Annotated in this window: 14 protein-coding genes and 2 pseudogenes; 7 read left to right on the top strand and 9 right to left on the bottom strand. The window is 70.8% G+C overall.

Features of this window, described 5'->3' with window-relative positions:
- The first annotated feature begins 422 nt into the window (after positions 1 to 422).
- The 3 genes and pseudogenes from IEZ21_RS33735 to IEZ21_RS33725 all read left to right on the top strand — a co-directional run.
- The gene (locus IEZ21_RS33735; protein ID WP_189325614.1) at positions 423 to 1,328 is read left to right on the top strand and encodes an alpha/beta hydrolase; all 906 of its coding nucleotides are present in this window, start codon (positions 423 to 425) and stop codon (positions 1,326 to 1,328) included.
- Between the two features lie 186 nt (positions 1,329 to 1,514).
- Positions 1,515 to 1,790, top strand: a complete 276-nt coding sequence (locus IEZ21_RS33730; protein ID WP_189325613.1) for a type II toxin-antitoxin system Phd/YefM family antitoxin — start codon at positions 1,515 to 1,517, stop codon at positions 1,788 to 1,790.
- Positions 1,784 to 1,999, top strand: a pseudogene (locus tag IEZ21_RS33725) (SAM-dependent methyltransferase); the annotation flags it as partial. The gene IEZ21_RS33730 and the pseudogene IEZ21_RS33725, both read left to right, overlap by 7 nt.
- Before the next feature lie 67 nt (positions 2,000 to 2,066).
- On the opposite strand, the gene kynU reads toward IEZ21_RS33725, so the two are convergent.
- Positions 2,067 to 3,278 (bottom strand): kynureninase, encoded by a 1,212-nt coding sequence (gene kynU / locus IEZ21_RS33720; RefSeq protein WP_189325612.1) that lies wholly within the window; start codon positions 3,276 to 3,278, stop codon positions 2,067 to 2,069.
- Positions 3,271 to 4,101: a tryptophan 2,3-dioxygenase family protein gene (locus IEZ21_RS33715; RefSeq protein ID WP_033322150.1), complete on the bottom strand. Its 831-nt coding sequence runs from the start codon at positions 4,099 to 4,101 to the stop codon at positions 3,271 to 3,273. Before IEZ21_RS33715 ends, kynU begins: the two co-directional genes overlap by 8 nt.
- Positions 4,102 to 4,376: 275 nt before the next feature.
- Here IEZ21_RS33715 and IEZ21_RS33710 point away from each other — a divergent pair, with 275 nt between their 5' ends.
- The 4 genes and pseudogenes from IEZ21_RS33710 to IEZ21_RS33700 all read left to right on the top strand — a co-directional run bounded on the left by IEZ21_RS33710 (position 4,377) and on the right by IEZ21_RS33700 (position 9,056).
- Positions 4,377 to 5,246, top strand: coding sequence for a hypothetical protein (locus IEZ21_RS33710; protein WP_189325611.1), 870 nt, complete (start codon positions 4,377 to 4,379; stop codon positions 5,244 to 5,246).
- A 149-nt stretch (positions 5,247 to 5,395) separates the two neighbouring features.
- A pseudogene (locus tag IEZ21_RS47990) lies at positions 5,396 to 7,432 on the top strand (glycosyltransferase); the annotation flags it as partial.
- Positions 7,421 to 8,671, top strand: a complete 1,251-nt coding sequence (locus IEZ21_RS47985; protein ID WP_246568420.1) for an acyltransferase family protein — start codon at positions 7,421 to 7,423, stop codon at positions 8,669 to 8,671. The pseudogene IEZ21_RS47990 and the gene IEZ21_RS47985, both read left to right, overlap by 12 nt.
- Positions 8,637 to 9,056: a DUF3151 domain-containing protein gene (locus IEZ21_RS33700; protein WP_189325610.1), complete on the top strand. Its 420-nt coding sequence runs from the start codon at positions 8,637 to 8,639 to the stop codon at positions 9,054 to 9,056. The genes IEZ21_RS47985 and IEZ21_RS33700 overlap by 35 nt, the downstream gene beginning before the upstream one ends.
- A 3-nt stretch (positions 9,057 to 9,059) precedes the next feature.
- Here IEZ21_RS33700 and IEZ21_RS33695 read toward each other — a convergent pair whose 3' ends face one another.
- From IEZ21_RS33695 to IEZ21_RS33665, 7 genes are all read right to left on the bottom strand, one after another.
- The gene (locus IEZ21_RS33695) at positions 9,060 to 10,664 is read right to left on the bottom strand and encodes an MFS transporter (RefSeq protein WP_189325609.1); all 1,605 of its coding nucleotides are present in this window, start codon (positions 10,662 to 10,664) and stop codon (positions 9,060 to 9,062) included.
- A 102-nt stretch (positions 10,665 to 10,766) separates the two neighbouring features.
- Complete coding sequence (gene fbaA / locus IEZ21_RS33690) at positions 10,767 to 11,789, bottom strand: class II fructose-bisphosphate aldolase (protein ID WP_033322139.1); 1,023 nt, start codon at positions 11,787 to 11,789, stop codon at positions 10,767 to 10,769.
- A gap of 187 nt (positions 11,790 to 11,976) precedes the next feature.
- A complete protein-coding gene (gene pyrE, locus IEZ21_RS33685) occupies positions 11,977 to 12,525 on the bottom strand; it encodes an orotate phosphoribosyltransferase (protein ID WP_189325608.1) in 549 nt (182 codons plus the stop codon).
- A 46-nt stretch (positions 12,526 to 12,571) separates the two neighbouring features.
- Positions 12,572 to 13,360 carry an aldose epimerase family protein gene (locus IEZ21_RS33680; protein WP_189325607.1) on the bottom strand — a complete coding sequence of 263 codons (789 nt, stop codon included), beginning with the start codon at positions 13,358 to 13,360 and terminating at the stop codon, positions 12,572 to 12,574.
- 187 nt (positions 13,361 to 13,547) lie between these two features.
- The gene (locus IEZ21_RS33675) at positions 13,548 to 14,471 is read right to left on the bottom strand and encodes an SRPBCC domain-containing protein (RefSeq protein ID WP_189325606.1); all 924 of its coding nucleotides are present in this window, start codon (positions 14,469 to 14,471) and stop codon (positions 13,548 to 13,550) included.
- A 57-nt stretch (positions 14,472 to 14,528) separates the two neighbouring features.
- Positions 14,529 to 16,136: a polyamine aminopropyltransferase gene (locus IEZ21_RS33670; protein ID WP_189325605.1), complete on the bottom strand. Its 1,608-nt coding sequence runs from the start codon at positions 16,134 to 16,136 to the stop codon at positions 14,529 to 14,531.
- Positions 16,137 to 16,290: 154 nt separating this feature from the next.
- Positions 16,291 to 16,812: a DUF2617 family protein gene (locus IEZ21_RS33665; RefSeq protein WP_189325604.1), complete on the bottom strand. Its 522-nt coding sequence runs from the start codon at positions 16,810 to 16,812 to the stop codon at positions 16,291 to 16,293.
- Positions 16,813 to 17,138: the final 326 nt, after the last annotated feature.

The raw sequence follows: 17,138 nt of genomic DNA, 5'->3' as shown, positions 1-17,138 counted from the left end.
CGCGCCCGAGCCACCCCCGCCGAACGAGCCGAGCTGGCGGAACCGGCCGACCCCGTCGCCGCCCCTGCCCCCGCTGCCGAATCCGGCCTCGCCCCAGGCCCCGGCCTTCGCTTCCCCCGCACCCCCATGACGCCCGTCCTCCCACTCCCAGCTCGCCGACCCGCTCATCGGGCCTAACTGGAAAGGAAGTTACGGACGCCACCTCGTGGTCAGCGTCCCGCCAGGGAGCTCACCTGCGACGTAGCTCTCAGGTATTACAGGTATCACCGGGCGGCCGGACCGGAGTGGCTGCTGTGCTCGTACTCGGGCTGACCGGTCGCCGTTCGCTGCCGCCCGCAACAGCGGGACAGCCCCATGTCGGCCCACGTCACAGGGCTGGTACCGTCCCGGCCAACGGTCGAACAGCGCTGAGAGGTTGGAGCATGCCGGATGACGACGCAGCCCGAATAGCCGCGGAACCGGACGCCGTCGCAGCCCGTGCCGCGGCCGAGGAGCAGTCGGCCTTCTCGCATCCGCCTGTCGATCCCGACACCACCGCCGCGTACGGCGACCATCCCGACCAGGTGATCGACTTCTATGCGCCGCGCGGGGGCGAGGAGTCGGCGCCGTTCGTCGTCGTTCTGCACGGGGGCGCCTGGCGTGCCGCGTACGACCGTCGGCACATCACCCCGTTCGTGGACTTCCTGGCTCGGCGCGGGTTCGCGGTGGCCAATGTCGAGTACCGGCGGGGCGGTGCCGGGTCGGGGGACGGCGATGACGGCTCCGTCGCGGGGCGTTGGCCGGACACCTTCGACGACGTCGCGGCGGCGCTCGACGCGCTCCCCGCTCTCGTACGGGAGGCCCTGCCGCAGGCCGATGCGCGCCGTACGGTGATCACCGGGCACTCGGCGGGAGGGCAGCTCGCCCTGTGGGCCGCCGCCCGACATCTGCTGCCGGCGGACGCGCCTTGGCGTACGGAGCGGCCGGCGCCACTACGGGGCGTCGTCGCGCTCGCTCCGATCGCGGACTTCGCCGTCGCCGAGAAGCTGGACGTATGTGCCGGCGCGGCTCTTCAACTCCTGGGCGGGGAGGGGAAGTTCGCCGAACGGCAGCCGTACGCCGATCCCGCACTTCTGCTGCCCACCGGAATCGCCACGACCCTGGTGCAGGGCCGGGCAGACGTCGTCGTGCCGCAGGCCGTCGCCGAGTCGTACGCGGACGTGGCGGCGAAGGCCGGAGAGGTGGTGGGGCTCACGCTCCTCGACGACGTGGGGCACTTCCCGCTGATCGATCCGGCTGCGGACGCGTGTGCGGTGGTGGCGGAGGAGATCACACAACTGGGCTGGTGAGCTGGTTGAGCGAGGGTGGACGTCAGCGGGCGTGGGTGTACCGGCTGCAGGCGGCGTCCCGGCACGGTACGCGGATCTTCGCGGTGCTCGGGCGGGACCTTCCAGCTGGTGTGGCATTCGCTCTGCAACGGGCCTCCTCTCTACCCTGTTGCGAAACGATGGCCTACAAATTGCAGGATTCGGTCCATGGACGCCTCTTACACACTCACGGATGCCCGGAACAACCTGGTCAAGGTCGTCAACGAAGTGCGGCACGGTGGTAGGACCGTCGAGATCACGGACCATGGCACTCCCGTGGCGGCAGTCGTCCCCATAGAGCTGCTCGACTATTTCCAGCAGCTCGAGGACGAGCGGGATTTGGCGGCAGCCGAGGACAGTAAGGCCGGTACGACTCGTTGGGTTCCCCATGCCGATGTGGCGGCGCGCTTCGGCCTGAACCCTGACGGGACGCGCAAGAGGTGACCGCGGCCGGCTTCACCGAGGCCGAAGTGTTCGGTATCGAAGGCCCCGCCTGGTCGCTTCTGGCGGCGACCGAGCGACACACCGGACAGTCCCTGATCGGGTCCGAGATGTTCGAGTCCGCCCTGACCGCGGCACGCATGGCCGAGCCGTACCCCGAGCTGCTCGCGGCGAGCTCTCACCTCCTGGCGGTGGGGCACCGACCGGGCTGACTCCGGCCATGACGAAGCCCCCTCTCGCCCGAAGGCGAGGGGGGCCAACGCAGTTACTCAGACCAACTCAGCCCACCACCCCGGCCAACACCCGCACCGCCCTCTCCACATCCCCGAACCCCACATACAACGGCGTGAACCCGAAGCGCAGGATGTCCGGTTCGCGGAAGTCGCCGACCACTCCGCGGGCGATCAGGCGGCGCATCACCTCGCGTGCGCCGTCACAACGCAGCGCCACCTGGCTCCCCCGATCCGCGTGTACGAGCGGTGTCACGCACTCCACCCGGCCCTCGGGGACATACGCCGCTACGCACTCCAGGAAGAAGTCCGTGAGCGCGAGGGACTTGGTGCGGACCGTCTCGATCGGCACCCCTTCCCACACCTCCAGCGCCGCCTCCAGGGCCAGCATGGAGAGGATGTCCGGGGTGCCGACGCGGCCGCGCGGTGCGCCTCCCGCCGGTTCGTACTCCGGGCGCATGCCGAAGGGGTCCACGTGGGAGTTCCAGCCGGGGAGCGGGGAGTCGAAGCGGTCCTGGAGGTCGCGGCGTACGTACAGGAAGGCCGGCGAACCGGGGCCGCCGTTCAGGTACTTGTACGTGCAGCCGACCGCCAGATCCACCCCGTGCTCGTCGAGCCCCACCGGCAGGGCGCCCGCGCTGTGGCACAGGTCCCAGACGGCGACCGCTCCCGCCTCGTGGATCGACGATGTCAGAGACGGGAGGTCGTACAGGCGGCCCGTGCGGTAGTCGACGTGGTTCAGCAGCACCGCCGCGGTACGCGGGCCGAGTGCCGACGGTACGTCGTCGGGGGCCACCGCACGCACCGTACAGCCGGTCATACGCGCCGCCGACTGGGCGATGTAACCATCCGTGGGGAAGGTGGTGGCGTCGACGACGATCTCGTTCCGCCCCTCCCCCGACAGGCGCACCGCTCCCACAACTGCCTTGAAGACGTTGACACTTGTCGAGTCGCCCACCACGATCTGCCCGGCCGCCGCCCCCACCAGCGGAGCGATCCGGTCCCCGATCCGTTCGGGCGCCGTCCACCAGCCGCTCTCGTCCCAGGAGCGGATCCGCAGCTCGCCCCACTGTCGCCGTACGACGTCCTCGACCCGGCCGGGCACGGCCATCGGCAGCGCGCCGAGCGAGTTCCCGTCCAGGTACACGCCCGCGGCGTCAGCCGCATGATCAGACACAGTGTCGAGTACGAACTGCGAGCGCAGCTTGGCCAGTTCGTCAGCCGTGTCCAACTCCGCGGCCTTTACGCTCAGTTCAGACATAGGACCGCGCCGTCCACAGCTCGGGGAACACGTTCTTCCGCGCCCGCTTCTCCAGCCAGGCCACACCCGCCGAACCCCCGGTGCCGGCCTTCGCGCCCATCGCGCGCCGGGTGGCGACCAGGTGGTCGTTGCGCCACCGCCACACCAGCTCGGCGACGTCGGTCAACGCCTCGCCGAGGCGGGCGAGTTCGGAGGTGTCGTCGCCTGCGTACAGGGACGCCCACACTTGCTCGACCTCGGGCGACGGCTCGTACCTGAGCGACACGTCGCGCTCGAGCACGGCGGCGGGAATCGCGTGCCCGCGCCGGGCCAGGAGCCTCAACACCTCGTCGTACAGGCTCGGTTCATGCAGCGCCTTCTCCAGCTCGGCGTGCACCCGGGGCGCGCCCCGGTGCGGCACGAGCATGGACGAGGACTTCTCGCCGAGCAGGAACTCCATCCGCCGGTACATCGCGGACTGGAAGCCGGAGCCTTCCCCGAGGGCGTTGCGGTACGAGTTGAACTGGGCCGGGGTCAGCTGGCCGAGGGGCTTCCAGGAGGCGTTCAGCGCCTCCAGCTCCCGTACGGACCGCTTCAGCGCCGCCACCGCGACCGGCACGTCGTCCTCGCGCAGCGCCTTCGTCGCGGTCTCCCACTCGTGGACGATGACGGTGAACCACAGCTCCATCACCTGGGTCGTGACCAGGAAGACCATCTCTCCGGGATCGTCGGAGAGGGTGTGCTGGAGGTGGGTGAGCACATCCGCCTGTACGTAGTCCTCGTACGGGGTCGTGCCGTGGAAGTCGAGATGCGGGGTCTCGGGCTCTGCAGCCTCGTGGGACATCGCTGTCTCCTGTTGTGTACTCCGGGTAGCGGTCCGCCCCTGCCGTTTTCGACAGGGGGCCCCGGTCCCCACACCGCATCTTGCGGGTCGCCTCCCGCCACCGCAAGGCCGACCTGATCACACCGACCCGGTGCCGCTCCGCCGGGAACGCCGCGGCCAACAGGAGACACCCAGCTTGTGTGGAGTGTGTGACGACTCGCAGCTCACCTGCGGGCGTCAATTTTGGCTTCTAGGTTGGGCAGTTGAACCGTTGAACGTTCGACATGGGGGGAACCGTGACGAACTCTGTCTCCGGCGCGCACGAAAGCGCCGGGAACGAGGGCACGACCGAGAGCGAGAACGCCGGCACGACCGGGACCGCGGCCGAGAACGGCAGCACGACCGGGTCCGTATCGACAGCCGAATCCATATCCGCATCCGAGGCCGAGGCCGCGCCCGAGTCCGCATCGGCGTCCGAGTCCGAGGCCGCGCCCGAGAACGACCCGGTCTTCGTCGACTCCAGCGGGCGCCGTCCCCGCTGGGTCCGCCGTGTCGGGTGGGGTATGGGAGGCATCTGCGTCACCTACTGCCTGACCCTTGGGCTGAGCCTGGCGGGTGCGGCGCCGTTCGCTCCCGAGACGCTGATGCCGATACGGGACCGGGACAGCGAGCCGTCCATCGGCGCCGCCGACGGGCGGGACCGGGGCGCGCCGGAGTCCAGCAGGAGTGGGCGTAACGATTCAGCACGGGGCGAGGCGGCGGACCCCCCGGCTGACCGGCCGAGCGAAACCCCGACCGCCGGGGAGGCCGAGGGGGGCGTGGAAGAGCCGGCGGGCGGCAGGAACACCGACCCCGACACACCGACTCCCGACCGCCCGACAACCACGACGCCACCCGCGCCCGCTCCCCCAGCCGGTGGCGGGAACCCGGACTCCCCGGACGAGAACGACCCGGGCGAAGAGCCGACAACGCCCACCGATCCCACCCCGAACGACCCCACCCCCACTGACCCGACCACCGAGCCGTCCACCCCCTCCGACCCCGGCGGCACAGACGGAGGCGGCACAGGCAACGGAGGCGGAGGCGGTGTCGGCGACGTGGTCGACGGCGTCCTGGACCCGGTCACCGACACGGTGGGCGGCCTCCTGGGCGGGGTTCTTGGGTGACACGCCTGCTCGCCGACCGCCGCTCGACGTCGACAGCACCACGTCCGACAGCACCACGGACCTCCTCGAAAACATCCCCGACGTCCCGGCGGCCCCGCCCGCACATCGTCGTCCCCTCACTCGTCCTGCTGGCGCTGGTCTGCGTCCTCATGCTCGGCGGTTACGTACGAGGCGACTACGCCGCCGACCACCGCACCCATCCGCTGGTCGCGGACGGTGACGTACCCCGGGACGTCCTCAACGGCGGCCCGATCGTCGACGCCACCGGCGATGAGCCCCGCGCGCACACCACGCCCGACCGCACCATCGTGCTGACCTTCGACGACGGCCCGGACCCGACCTGGACCCCGAAGGTCCTCGACGTCCTGCGCGAACACCAGGTCCCGGGCACGTTCTTCGTCACCGGCACCATGACGTCGCGGCATCCGGGCCTCGTCGCGGACATGGTGCGCGAGGGACACGAGATCGGGCTGCACACCTTCGGCCACCCCGACCTCGCGTACAAGGACGCGGCGGGCATCGACCGCGAGACGTCGCAGGCGCAGCTCGCGCTGGCGGGTGCGGCCGGGATCCACAGTTCGCTCTTCCGGCCGCCGTACTCCTCGAAGCCCGAGGCTCTCGACAACGCCTCCTGGCCGGTGGTCGAGCGGCACGGCGAGCAGGGCTATCTCGTCGCGTTCATCGACCTGGACACCGAGGACTGGAAGCGGCCGGGGGCTGACAAGATCGTCGACGCGGCCACCCCCAAGGGCGACGACGGGGCGATCGTCCTGCTGCACGACTCGGGCGGCGACCGCTCCCAGACCGTCGAGGCCCTGGACCGGCTGATCCCTCAACTCAAGGCGCGCGGCTACCGGTTCACCACCGTCGCCGACGCCGCCGGGTCCGGCCCGCTGAACCAGCCCGTGTCCGACACCGAGCTGTGGCGGGGCCGGGTCTTCGTGGCCGCGGTGGTCCTCTCCGAGTGGGCGCTGCCCGTGCTCGCCGGTCTGCTCGCCGTCGTCGGTGTCCTGGTGCTGGGCCGTTTCCTGGCGATGCTCGTCCTCGCCCGGCGCCACGCCCGGGCCCGCCGCAGAGCGGACTTCACCTGGGGAGACGGCGAGGCGGTCACCGAACCGGTGAGCGTGATCATCCCCGCGTACAACGAGAGCGAGTGCATCGCCGACACCGTGCGCTCGCTCGCCGAGAGCGACCATCCCATCGAGATCATCGTGGTCGACGACGGTTCGACCGACGACACCCCCGAGATCGCCGCCGCGCTCGACCTGCCGAACGTCACGGTCCTCACCCAGCTCAACAGCGGTAAGGCCGCCGCCCTCAACACCGGGATCGCGCACGCCAGTCACGACCTGATCGTGATGATGGACGGCGACACGGTCTTCGAGCCGGACACCGTACGGCAGCTGGTGCAGCCCTTCGCCGATCCGGCCGTCGGCGCGGTCGCGGGCAACGCCAAGGTCGGCAACCGCACCACCATGATCGGCCGCTGGCAGCACATCGAGTACGTGATGGGCTTCAACCTCGACCGCCGCATGTACGACCTGCTGCGCTGCATGCCCACCATCCCCGGCGCCATCGGCGGGTTCCGCCGCGTCGCGCTCGAGGAGGCCGGGCGGATGAGCGACGACACGCTCGCCGAGGACACCGACATCACGATGGCCCTGCACCGGGCGGGCTGGCAGGTGGTGTACGAGGAGAAGGCGATCGCGCACACCGAGGCCCCGGGTTCGCTCGGCGAGCTGTGGCGCCAGCGCTACCGCTGGTCGTACGGCACCATGCAGGCGATGTGGAAGCACCGCGGCGCGCTGCGCGACAGCGGGCACTCCGGGCGTTTCGGCCGGGTCGGGCTGCCGCTGGTCACCGTCTTCATGGTGCTGACCCCGCTGCTCGCCCCGCTCATCGACCTCTTCGCCCTCTACGGCTTCTTCTTCATGGACCCGGCGAGTACGGCCCTGGCCTGGTGCGCGGTGCTCGGCATCCAGGCCGCCTGCGCCGCGTACGCCTTCCGGCTCGACGGCGAACGGCTGCGGGAGCTGTGGGCGCTCCCCTTCCAGCAGCTGGTCTACCGGCAGTTGATGTACCTGGTGCTCATCCAGGCCTGCCTCACCGCGATCAGCGGCGGCCGGCTGCGCTGGCAGAAACTGCGCAGGACGGGGGAGGTCGGCGCCCGCGTCATGGCGAAGGGCGGCATCCCCGCGCCGACGGCCTCGCTCGGCGGCATCCCGGAGCAGAGGACCACGGGCGCGGCACCGTCCACGCCCCCGGCCCGCCCCGCCGGACGCGACCGCTACCTCGACCTGCTCCGTTCCCTCGCCCTGGTCCGCGTCGTCACGTACCACACCTTCGGCTGGGCCTGGCTGACGCTCGCCTTCCCCTCGCTCGGGGTGATGTTCGCGCTGGCCGGCTCGCTGATGGCGCGCTCGCTGAGCAGGCCCGCACTCTCCGTGATCCGCGGCAGGATGCGGCGCCTGCTCATCCCGTTCTGGGTGTTCGCCGCCGTCGCGGTCTGCTGGATGCTGGCGCGCGGCTGGAGTCCCGTAGAACTGCCCCGGATGCTGCTGTGGGTGCTGCCGCTGGGCGATCCGCCGGGCAGCGAGTGGGGCGAACAGCTGACCGGGACGCTCTGGTACGTACGCGCCTACCTGTGGTTCGTGCTGCTCTCCCCCGTTCTGCTGTGGGCCTGGCGGCGCGCCCCGCTTCCGCTCCTCGGGGGCTTTCTGGCGCTGGCCGCGATCAGTCAGTACGAGCTGTGGGACCTGCCGGTCCTGGTCGGCTCGGCCCTCACCGACCTCGGCGTCTTCGGCGCCTGCTGGCTGCTCGGCTTCGCCCACCAGGACGGTTCGCTGGACGCGCTGCGCGCCCGTACCGTCGGCGCGGCATCGGCGCTGCTGCTGGCGGCCGGCGGCTGGTTCACGTTCACCCACCCCACGGGCGAGGGCTACGACCTGGGCTCGATCCCGCTCGGCCAGGCCTTGTGGTCGCTGGGCTTCGTCCTCCTCCTGATGCGGTTCCGGCCGCGCTCGCTGCCCCGGTGGCCGTGGCTCGACGGACTGGTCCGGCTCTTCAACAACCGTGCCGTCACGATCTACCTGTGGCACGAGGTCGCGCTCATCCTCGCCGTGATGATTACCGACCGGATGTGGCAGGTGCCGTTCCTGGCGCAGTATCTGCCGCTGGGCTCGGACTGGTTGCTGTTCCTGCTGGTCTGGCCGCTGATCGCGGCCGCGATCCTGACGGTCGGCTGGGCCGAGGACCTCGCCTCCCGGAAACGGCTCCATCCGTGGCCCACGAAACCACCGAAGAAGCCCTCGACCGCCACTCCCGCTTCATCGTCACCCAGCGGTCCGTCGGCTGCCCGAACGCCTGACCGCAAAGTGGCAGACTGCATGCATGACGACTCACAAGAACCTGCTCGGCGGCCCTGAGCCGACGCACCTGCCGGAGAACGAAGACGCGTACCGCATGCTGGGCGAGGAGTCCCAGGCCCCGGCCGAAGTCGCGGCGAAGCACCCCACGTTCTCGCTGGCCTGGGCCATGCTCGCCGACGACGCCTTCGAGGCGGGGCGCGTGGTCGAGTCGTACGCGTACGCACGCACCGGTTACCACCGCGGACTCGACCAGCTCCGCCGGGCCGGATGGAAGGGGCATGGCCCCGTTCCCTGGGACCACCGCGCCAATCGCGGTTTCCTGCGCTGCCTTGCCGCGCTCGCGCGCGCGGCCGATGCGATCAGCGAGAAGGAGGAGGCGGAGAGGTGCTGGCAGTTCCTGCAGGACAGCAGCGCGGAGGCCTATGCGGCGCTTAGGCGGTAACTGTTACCCGGCATCGGGGTGGGCGTCGCTGGGGGCTGCGCCCCCGGACCCCTCTTGAGAGGTCGTACCTCGGGTGCGGGTCCGTTGTGGCTGGTCGCGCAGTTCCCCGCGCCCCTGAAGGGGCGCTCCCTGTGCCCCCTCCAGCGGCGGAGCCGTCACGTTCCCGTGGGTCTTGCACTCGGGGCGGCGGCAATCCGAAGGCGGCCGGCGTACGGTCGTAAAGGCGACGATCGCGCCCACCACGAGGACCGCGGCACACAGCGGCATCGCCCGCGTGAACGCGTCGTCGAAGGCGTTCGCCGAGCGGTACGCCTCCGAGCCCATCCCCGCGGCCAGCGGCAACGCGGCGACCGCTATCAGGCCGGCCGCGCGGGCCGCCGCGTTGTTGATGCCGCTGGCCAGGCCCGCCCGCGAGTTGTCCACGGAGGCGAGCACGGTCGCGGTCAGCGGTGCCACCAGGGTGACCATGCCCAGGCCCAGCACCAGCAGCGCGGGCAGGACGTCCAGGACGTACGACGCGTCCGTGCCCACCCGCAGCATCAGCAGCATCCCGGCCGCGCACAGCAGCGGGCCGACCGTGAGCGGGATGCGCGGGCCGATGCGCCGGGCCAGGTCGCCGGAGCGGGCCGACAGGAGCAGCATCAGGGCGGTGGTGGGCAGCAGCGCCGTACCGGCGCCGAGCGCCGAGTAGCCGGAGACGACCTGCAACTGGAGCGCGGCGAGGAAGAAGAAGCCGCCGAAGGCCGCATACACGCACAGGGTCACCAGATTGACCGCCGTGAACTGGCGGGACGCGAAGATGTCGAGCGGCATCATCGGATCGGCCCGCTTCCGCTCGACGTACACGAAGGCGATGCCCGCCACGACCCCCGCGACAGCCGTCCCGGCGACGATCAGCGTGCCGCTGCCGGCCTCGATCAGGGCGTACGTCACCAGGGCGAGGGCGAGCGCGCCGAGGGCCGCGCCGAGTACGTCGAATCCGCGCGCGTGCTTCCGCCCGTCCTTCGACTCCGGTACGTGGCGCAGGGCGATCGGCGCGCACAGCAGCGCGAGCGGGACGTTGAGCAGGAACACCCAGCGCCAGCCCGGGCCGTCCACCAGCCAGCCGCCCACGAAGGGGCCGACCGCGGCACCGACGCCGCCGAACCCCGACCACAGGCCGACGGCCTTCCCCCGGTCGTCGGGGTGGAAGGAAGCCTGGATGAGGGAGAGCGAGCCGGGGGTGAGCAGCGCGCCGCCGATGCCCTGAAGGGCGCGGGCCGCGACGAGCGCAGGGGCGTTCGGCGCGATGCCGCACAGCAGCGACGCCACCGCGAACCAGATCACGCCGATGACGAAGATCTTCCGGCGCCCGAAACGGTCGCCGAGGGCGCCACCCAGGAGGATCAGGCCCGCGAGGGTGACCGTGTACGCGTTGACGGTCCACTGGAGGGCGGCGAGATCGGCGTCCAGCTCGCGGCCGATGCGCGGCAGCGCGACGTTCACGACCGTCGAGTCCAGCAGCGCCATGCTCGAACCGAGCACCGTGGTCAGCAGGATCCATCGCCCCGCGGGGGTGCCGATCCTGACGCCTGTGTCCTGCTGGTTCTCCTGGGGAGGGGCAGCCATACCCGGAGCATACGGAACGGTCCGGCACCCCACAGGGTCCCGGACCGTCCGAAAAGTACGCCCTACTTGATCAACGGGCGCCTTACGTGGTCAACGCGCGCCTTACTTGATCTTCGTGCCGGTCGACCGGAGGTTCTGGCAGGCCTCCAGGACACGCGCGGCCATGGACGCCTCGGCGGCCTTGCCCCACGTCCGCGGGTCGTACAGCTTCTTGGAGCCGACCTCGCCGTCGACCTTCAGGACGCCGTCGTAGTTCTTGAACATGTGGTCGACGACGGGACGCGTGAAGGCGTACTGGGTGTCCGTGTCGATGTTCATCTTGACGACGCCGTTCTCCAGCGCGGTCGCGATCTCCTGCTCCGTGGAGCCGGAGCCGCCGTGGAAGACGAAGTCGAACGGGGAGGCCTTGCCGTACTTGGCGCCGACGCCCTCGTTCAGCTCCTTCAGGAGCTCGGGACGCAGCACGACGTTGCCCGGCTTGTACACACCGTGCACGTTGCCGAACGACGCGGCCAGCAGATAGCGGCCCTTCTCGCCCAGGCCCAGGGCCTCGGCCGTACGGATCGCGTCGTCGACCGTCGTGTACAGGGAGTCGTTGATCTCGTGCGAGACGCCGTCCTCCTCGCCGCCCGTCGGGGTGATCTCCACCTCGAGGATGATCTTCGCGGCGCGGGCGCGCTCCAGGAGCTCCTGGCCGATCGTGAGGTTGTCGGCGAGGGTCTCCGCCGAGCCGTCCCACATGTGGGACTGGAACAGCGGGTTCTCACCGCGCGCCACGCGCTCCTCGGAGACGGCCAGCAGCGGGCGTACGTACCCGTCGAGCTTGTCCTTGGGGCAGTGGTCCGTGTGCAGGGCGACCGTGATGTCGTACTTCTTGGCGACGATGTGCGCGAACTCGGCCAGCGCGACCGCGCCGGTGACCATGTCCTTGCTGTGCTGGCCGCCCAGGAACTCCGCACCACCGGTGGACATCTGGATGATGCCGTCGCTCTCGGCCTCCGCGAAGCCGCGGAGCGCAGCGTGCAGGGTCTGCGACGAGGTCACGTTGATGGCCGGGTAGGCGAACTTGCCTGCCTTCGCCCGGTCGAGCATCTCGTTGTAGACCTCGGGGGTTGCGATGGGCATTGTCCGCTCCTTGTATGTGCGGGTGGAGTTCTGCTTTACAGCCCTGACCTAGGGGGCGACGTCATCGTCGTCCCCATCTTTCCAGAATTGGCCGGATGATCCAGCCACCCCGCCCCAGCCTGTGGACAACCTTCGCCCCGGATCTCGGGAGCCTGCGGACAACTCCCCCTGGACAACCGGGCACTGCTCAGTCCAGGCCCAGCTCGTCCTTCGAGTACGCGAAGAGATACGGCACCCCGGCGCCCTCCTGGATCTTCTCGGCGGCACCCGTGGCCCGGTCGACGATCGTCGCGACGGCGACCACCTCGGCCCCGGCCTCCCGCACCGCCTCGACGGCGGTCAGCGGGGAGCCGCCGGTGGTGGAGGTGTCCTCGACGACCAGCACTCGCCGGCCCTTGATGTCCGGCCCCTCCACCTGCCGCTGAAGACCGTGCGCCTTGGCCGCCTTCCGTACGACGAAGGCGTCCAGCCGCCTGCCGCGCGCGGCGGCGGCGTGCAGCATGGCTCCCGCGACCGGGTCGGCGCCCATGGTCAGCCCGCCCACGGCGTCGAACTCGAGGCCGTCGGTGAGGTCGAGCAGCACCTGCCCGACCAGCGGGGCGGCCTCTCCGTCGAGGGTGATGCGCCGCAGGTCGACGTAGTAGTCGGCCTCCAGACCCGAGGAGAGGGTCACCCTGCCGTGCACCACGGCCTTGTCCTTGATCTGCTGCAGCAGCGCGCCGCGTACGTCCGTCATGCCCGCCAGCTTAGAGCCGCCCGCCACCGGGTCCAGATGGCGTAGGTCAGAGCTGCCGCCAGGACCACGTGGTGGTGGCTTCGAGGGGCTCGATCGGGGTGACCAGGCGGGGCAGGGTGTTGAGCCCGTTGGGCGGACCGGTCTGCGGCTCCACGCACACGGCCGCCTCCTGCTCGTCGTACACGACGACCCACTCCTCGCGGCTGGCCACCTTCAGCTCCAGCTGCCCCGGCCAGGTCAGGGTCACGTCGACGCCACCGGGCATCCCGAAGCAGTCGTCCCACGGGCCCGGCTTCGGGTCGAACCGCTGCCCGGTGGGCAGATGGTCGTCGCCGCGCTCCTCCTGCCAGGCGGCCGAGAAGTCGATGCGTACGTCGTCACCGCCCAGGTTGCGGTTGAACCACGGGTGCCAGCCGATCTGCGCCGGAAAGGAGTCGTCGTACGTCTCCACGGACATGGTCAGCGTCAGCGCGTCCTCGGCCAGCGAGAAGACCTGCGTGACGCGGCCCGCGTACGGCCAGGGTTCGACGAGGTCGTACGTGATGACGGCCTCGTCCGCGCTCGTACGAGCCGTCCGCCAGGCCGCGTCGCGGGTGGTGCCGTGGATGGCGTGCGGCGGGGAGTTGAGGGGCAGTTGATGCACGGTGGCTCCGTTGAGGAACCGCCCGTCCCTCAGGCGCCCACACCAGGGCACCATCGGAAAGCTCCCGAACTTCCCGCCCTGGCGCAGCAGTTCAAGCCCGCCGACCCGCAGCCCACCGACCCGCCCGCCGTTCCCCGGCCGCACGGTCACCTCCGCGTCGCCCGCGGTCAGCGTGATGTCTTCGTTATGCACGGGATGACCTTACTGGTCGGACGATGTGCGGGCGGTGGCGCCCCGTAAGGGGCGCAGGGAACTGCGCGACCAGCCACAACGGACCCGCGGCCGAAATACGACCTGTCAAGGGGGTCTGGGGGCGCAGCCCCCGGGAACGCCCACACCCGTACCGGGTGATTGGTACACAGCGCGCCCCGCGGAGCGGCTAGCGTCGACGACGAAGCACGCGGCCCAGAACGATGGCCGAGGCCACCACAAGCGCGGCGGCCGGCGCGGCCCAGCGCAAGGCCGCGCTCCTGGACACGGCCTCAGGTGCCGGTACCGGCGCGTAACGGCCACGCGGGGGCGCGTGATCGACCTCCTCCGCGCTCCGGCCGATCATCGTCCGCCGGGCGTGCGCGGCCTCGGCCGGAGGCTCCCCGTCCTCCTCCTCGAATCCACCCTCGAAGTCGTCCTCGGCGAACGGGGCGAGCGCGGGCGGCGGAACCTCGGTCTCGAAGACGGAGGGTTCCTCGGCAGCCACGGCCTCGGCGTCCTGGGCCCCTTCGGGCGGCGCGATCGCCGAGTCGGGGGCCGGGGTCGGCTCGGGCGTCGCATCCGGCGCGGCCGAGCCGGACGCCCCCTCCGCCTCGTCAGAAGCCTCCTGACCGCCAGGAGCCCCCGCTCCACCAGAAGCCCCCGGCTCACCAGAAGCCCCCGCCGAACCGCCGGAGGCCCCGGCCAGGTTTTCCGCGAAACGGTTCAGCAACCGCGTACTCGCCGAAGCCACCGCATCCGACGGCAACTCCACAATCCGCCCGTCAGCCGAAACCGTCCCCCCGAAGGCAAGCATCGAGCCCCCCTCCGCCGAGCGGAGCGACAACGTGAGCGCAAGCTTCACCGAGCCGCTCCCGCGGGCCTCGGTGGCGTCGCCTTCGACGGCGTACGAACCGTCGTCCTGCCCGGTGACCCGGAGCGTGCCGCGATAGGTGATGCTGTGACTGCCGACGCGTACCTTCAGGCGTCCGGAGACGGGCGCCGTCCCCGCGTCCTGTTGGAGCCCGGGCACCGCCCGGGCCACCCGCGAGGGATCGGCGAGCGCCTCCCGAAGACGTTCGACGGGAACCGGAACGAACACCTCATGCTCCATGTCGGCCGAGCCTACCCAGCGTGGCCCGTTCCTCACCCGCGTATCAGAGCATTCGGCTCAGCCGGCGTACCGCGGATGCATCAGCGTCGACGGCGACAGGCCCGGCAGCCGGGTGCGTTCCGCCGCGCGCGCCGCTCCGGGGAGGGACAGCACGGGTGTCGTACAGGCCGCGAGAACGAAGCCCCAGTCGTCCGGCGCCCCCGCCGGGCCACTCGTACGGTCGGGCCCGGCCGCGAAGCCGGAGTCGCGACCACCCACCCGGTACGGCACGGTCCGCAGCCCCGCCGCCCGCACCGTCGCGTCGACCGTCCAGAACACCCGCGGCCGGGACGCGACAGGTCCCGCGTGCACGACGAGCCGCCCGCGCTCGGCGAGAACCCGCCGCGCGAGCCCGTAGAACTCCTGCGAGTACAGCTTCGTACTGGCCGTGATCCCCGGATCCGGCAGATCCGAGATCACGACGTCGTACGTGTCCCGCGTCTGACGCAGCCGCACGAAGGCGTCGGCGTTGACGACGCGCACCCGCGGATCCCCGTACGCGTCCTGGTTCAGCGCGGACAGCGCCGGGTCGGTGCGCGCCAACCGCACGACGCCCGCGTCGAGTTCGGCCACATCGACCTGTCGTACGCCCGGGTGCCGCAGCACTTCGCGTACCGCGAGCCCGTCCCCGCCGCCGAGGACGAGCACGCGCGCGTGCGGCCCGCCGCGCATCGCCGGGTGCACCAACGCCTCGTGATAGCGCCGCTCGTCCCGCCCGCTGACCCGCAGCCGCCCGTCGAGGAACAGGCTGAGCGGACGCCCGTCCGAGCCGCCGGTGAGGACGACCTCTTGTACGTCCGTCTGCAGTGCCACCCGTACGTCGTGGCCGTACACCGCCTGCCGTGCCGCCCGTTCGAAGTCGTCGACGTGGACGGCGGCCGAGGCGAGCAGCCCGAGGACGACGACATTGGCGACGACGAGCAGACGGCGCCCGCGGCGGGTCAGGTCCTGCCGGAACAGGCCGAGTACGAGGGCGCCGCCCACGATCGCGTTGACGGTTCCGGTGATCAGCGCTCCGGTCAACTGGCCGAGCAGGGGCAGGAGAAGGAAGGGGAAGGCGAGTCCGCCGACCAGCGCGCCCACGTAGTCCGCGGCGAACAGGTCGGCGACCGCGCCGCCCGCGTCCTGCCGCCTGATCCGCTGGATCAGCTCCATCAGCAGGGGCACTTCGGCGCCGATGAGCAGTCCGATCACCAGGGAGAAGGCGACGAGCAGATAGCGGGAGCCGCCCTCCCACACGCCGCCCCAGTCGCCGGTCCAGGCGAAGGCGGCGTACAGGGCCATCGCACTGCACCCGCCGACCAGCGCGAGCAGCGCCTCGACCGCGCCGAAGCCGGCCGCGGCGCGGCAGCACAGACGTTTGGCCACGAGCGAGCCGATGCCCATCGCGAAGACCATCACGGAAAGCACGACGGAGGCCTGGGTGACGGAGTCGCCCATCAAGTACGAGGCGAGGGCTACGAGTTCGAGTTCGTAGACGAGTCCGCAGGCCGCGCAGACGAAGACGCCTGCGAGTACGAGGCACCTGCCCGTGGCTGCCTTGACTGGCAGCCCCGGGCGGGCACCTCCCGGACCGGCGCCCCGGGGCGGTGCTCCGGGCGTGGCCGGGGCGTGCGGGTCGATCACCCAGGTCACGGTACGTCACGCCTCCGGCGGGGGGCGTCACTCACACGTGTGGAACTTTGAGGGGTGTACGCATGTTTTGGTGGCCGTTGCGCTTCCGCCTGTTTCGTTTACGGCTGCGGGTAGTTGGTGGTTGCTCGCGCAGTTCCCCGCGCCCCTAAAGGGCCGCTGCCGGCACCCTTACTCCAACTCTCGTCCTTGTCGCCACCAGTTGGCCGTCCTGTGGATATGCGTGCCAGGTGCGCCAGTGGACCTGGCCCTCGTGGTGTTGGGCGAGCATGGCTGTGAACGCGTGGGGGCTGCCGGGGAAGACGCCTGCCAGGCCGTGGGGGTGGTCGGAGACCAGCGCGAGGAGTTCCTGTGCGCGCCCCGCGAATGAGCCGCGTGACAACGTTTCTACGCGGGCTGCGAACTCGTACTCCCACTCGCCGACGCGTTTGGCGACGCCGAGCGGCAGGGGGGTGCTGCTGCCCGGGATGCAGGCGACGGTCTCCGAACAGGTGCCCCGCCGCTCGTCCAGGAGTACCTGGTGGGATGCGCCGAGCAGTCTCAACTGGAGCTTCGCGCCGGACAGTTCGAGGTCGAGAGTGGCGAGCGCGGGGAGCGGCTCGCGTCCCAGGGCCCAGGCCAGGTCGGCTGCGCGCGTGTCGGTGTAGGCAGTGTGGAGGGTGGTGAGCATGGATCGGCTCCCGCTGGCACGCAAAGGATGAGTGGGGGCCCGTAGCATCCTGGCCGGCTCCGGGAAATCGCCCGGTCTGCCTGGTCAGCAGGGTGCTTCGGGGTCTGCGTGGGGGATTAAGAGGGAATCATGAACGGCGCGTCCGCCACAGCCTTTTTACCCATCTTCATGCGATTTCCATCCCTCCGAGGGCTCCTCAGCTCACTTGTTCCATCAGGGAGTGCGCCCCCGGCGACCGAGTGCGCCGTGAGCGCCCCAACTGCCAAGCGCTCGGCGGCATATACCCCAACGACGAAGCGCCCGCCGGAAAGTGTGACACTTTCTCA

It is taken from the genome of Streptomyces flaveus, assembly GCF_014647675.1.
Taxonomy (GTDB): Bacteria; Actinomycetota; Actinomycetes; order Streptomycetales; family Streptomycetaceae; genus Streptomyces; species Streptomyces flaveus.
Note: the sequence above shows the minus strand (reverse complement) of the source record. Positions and strands in the feature narration are given on the sequence as shown.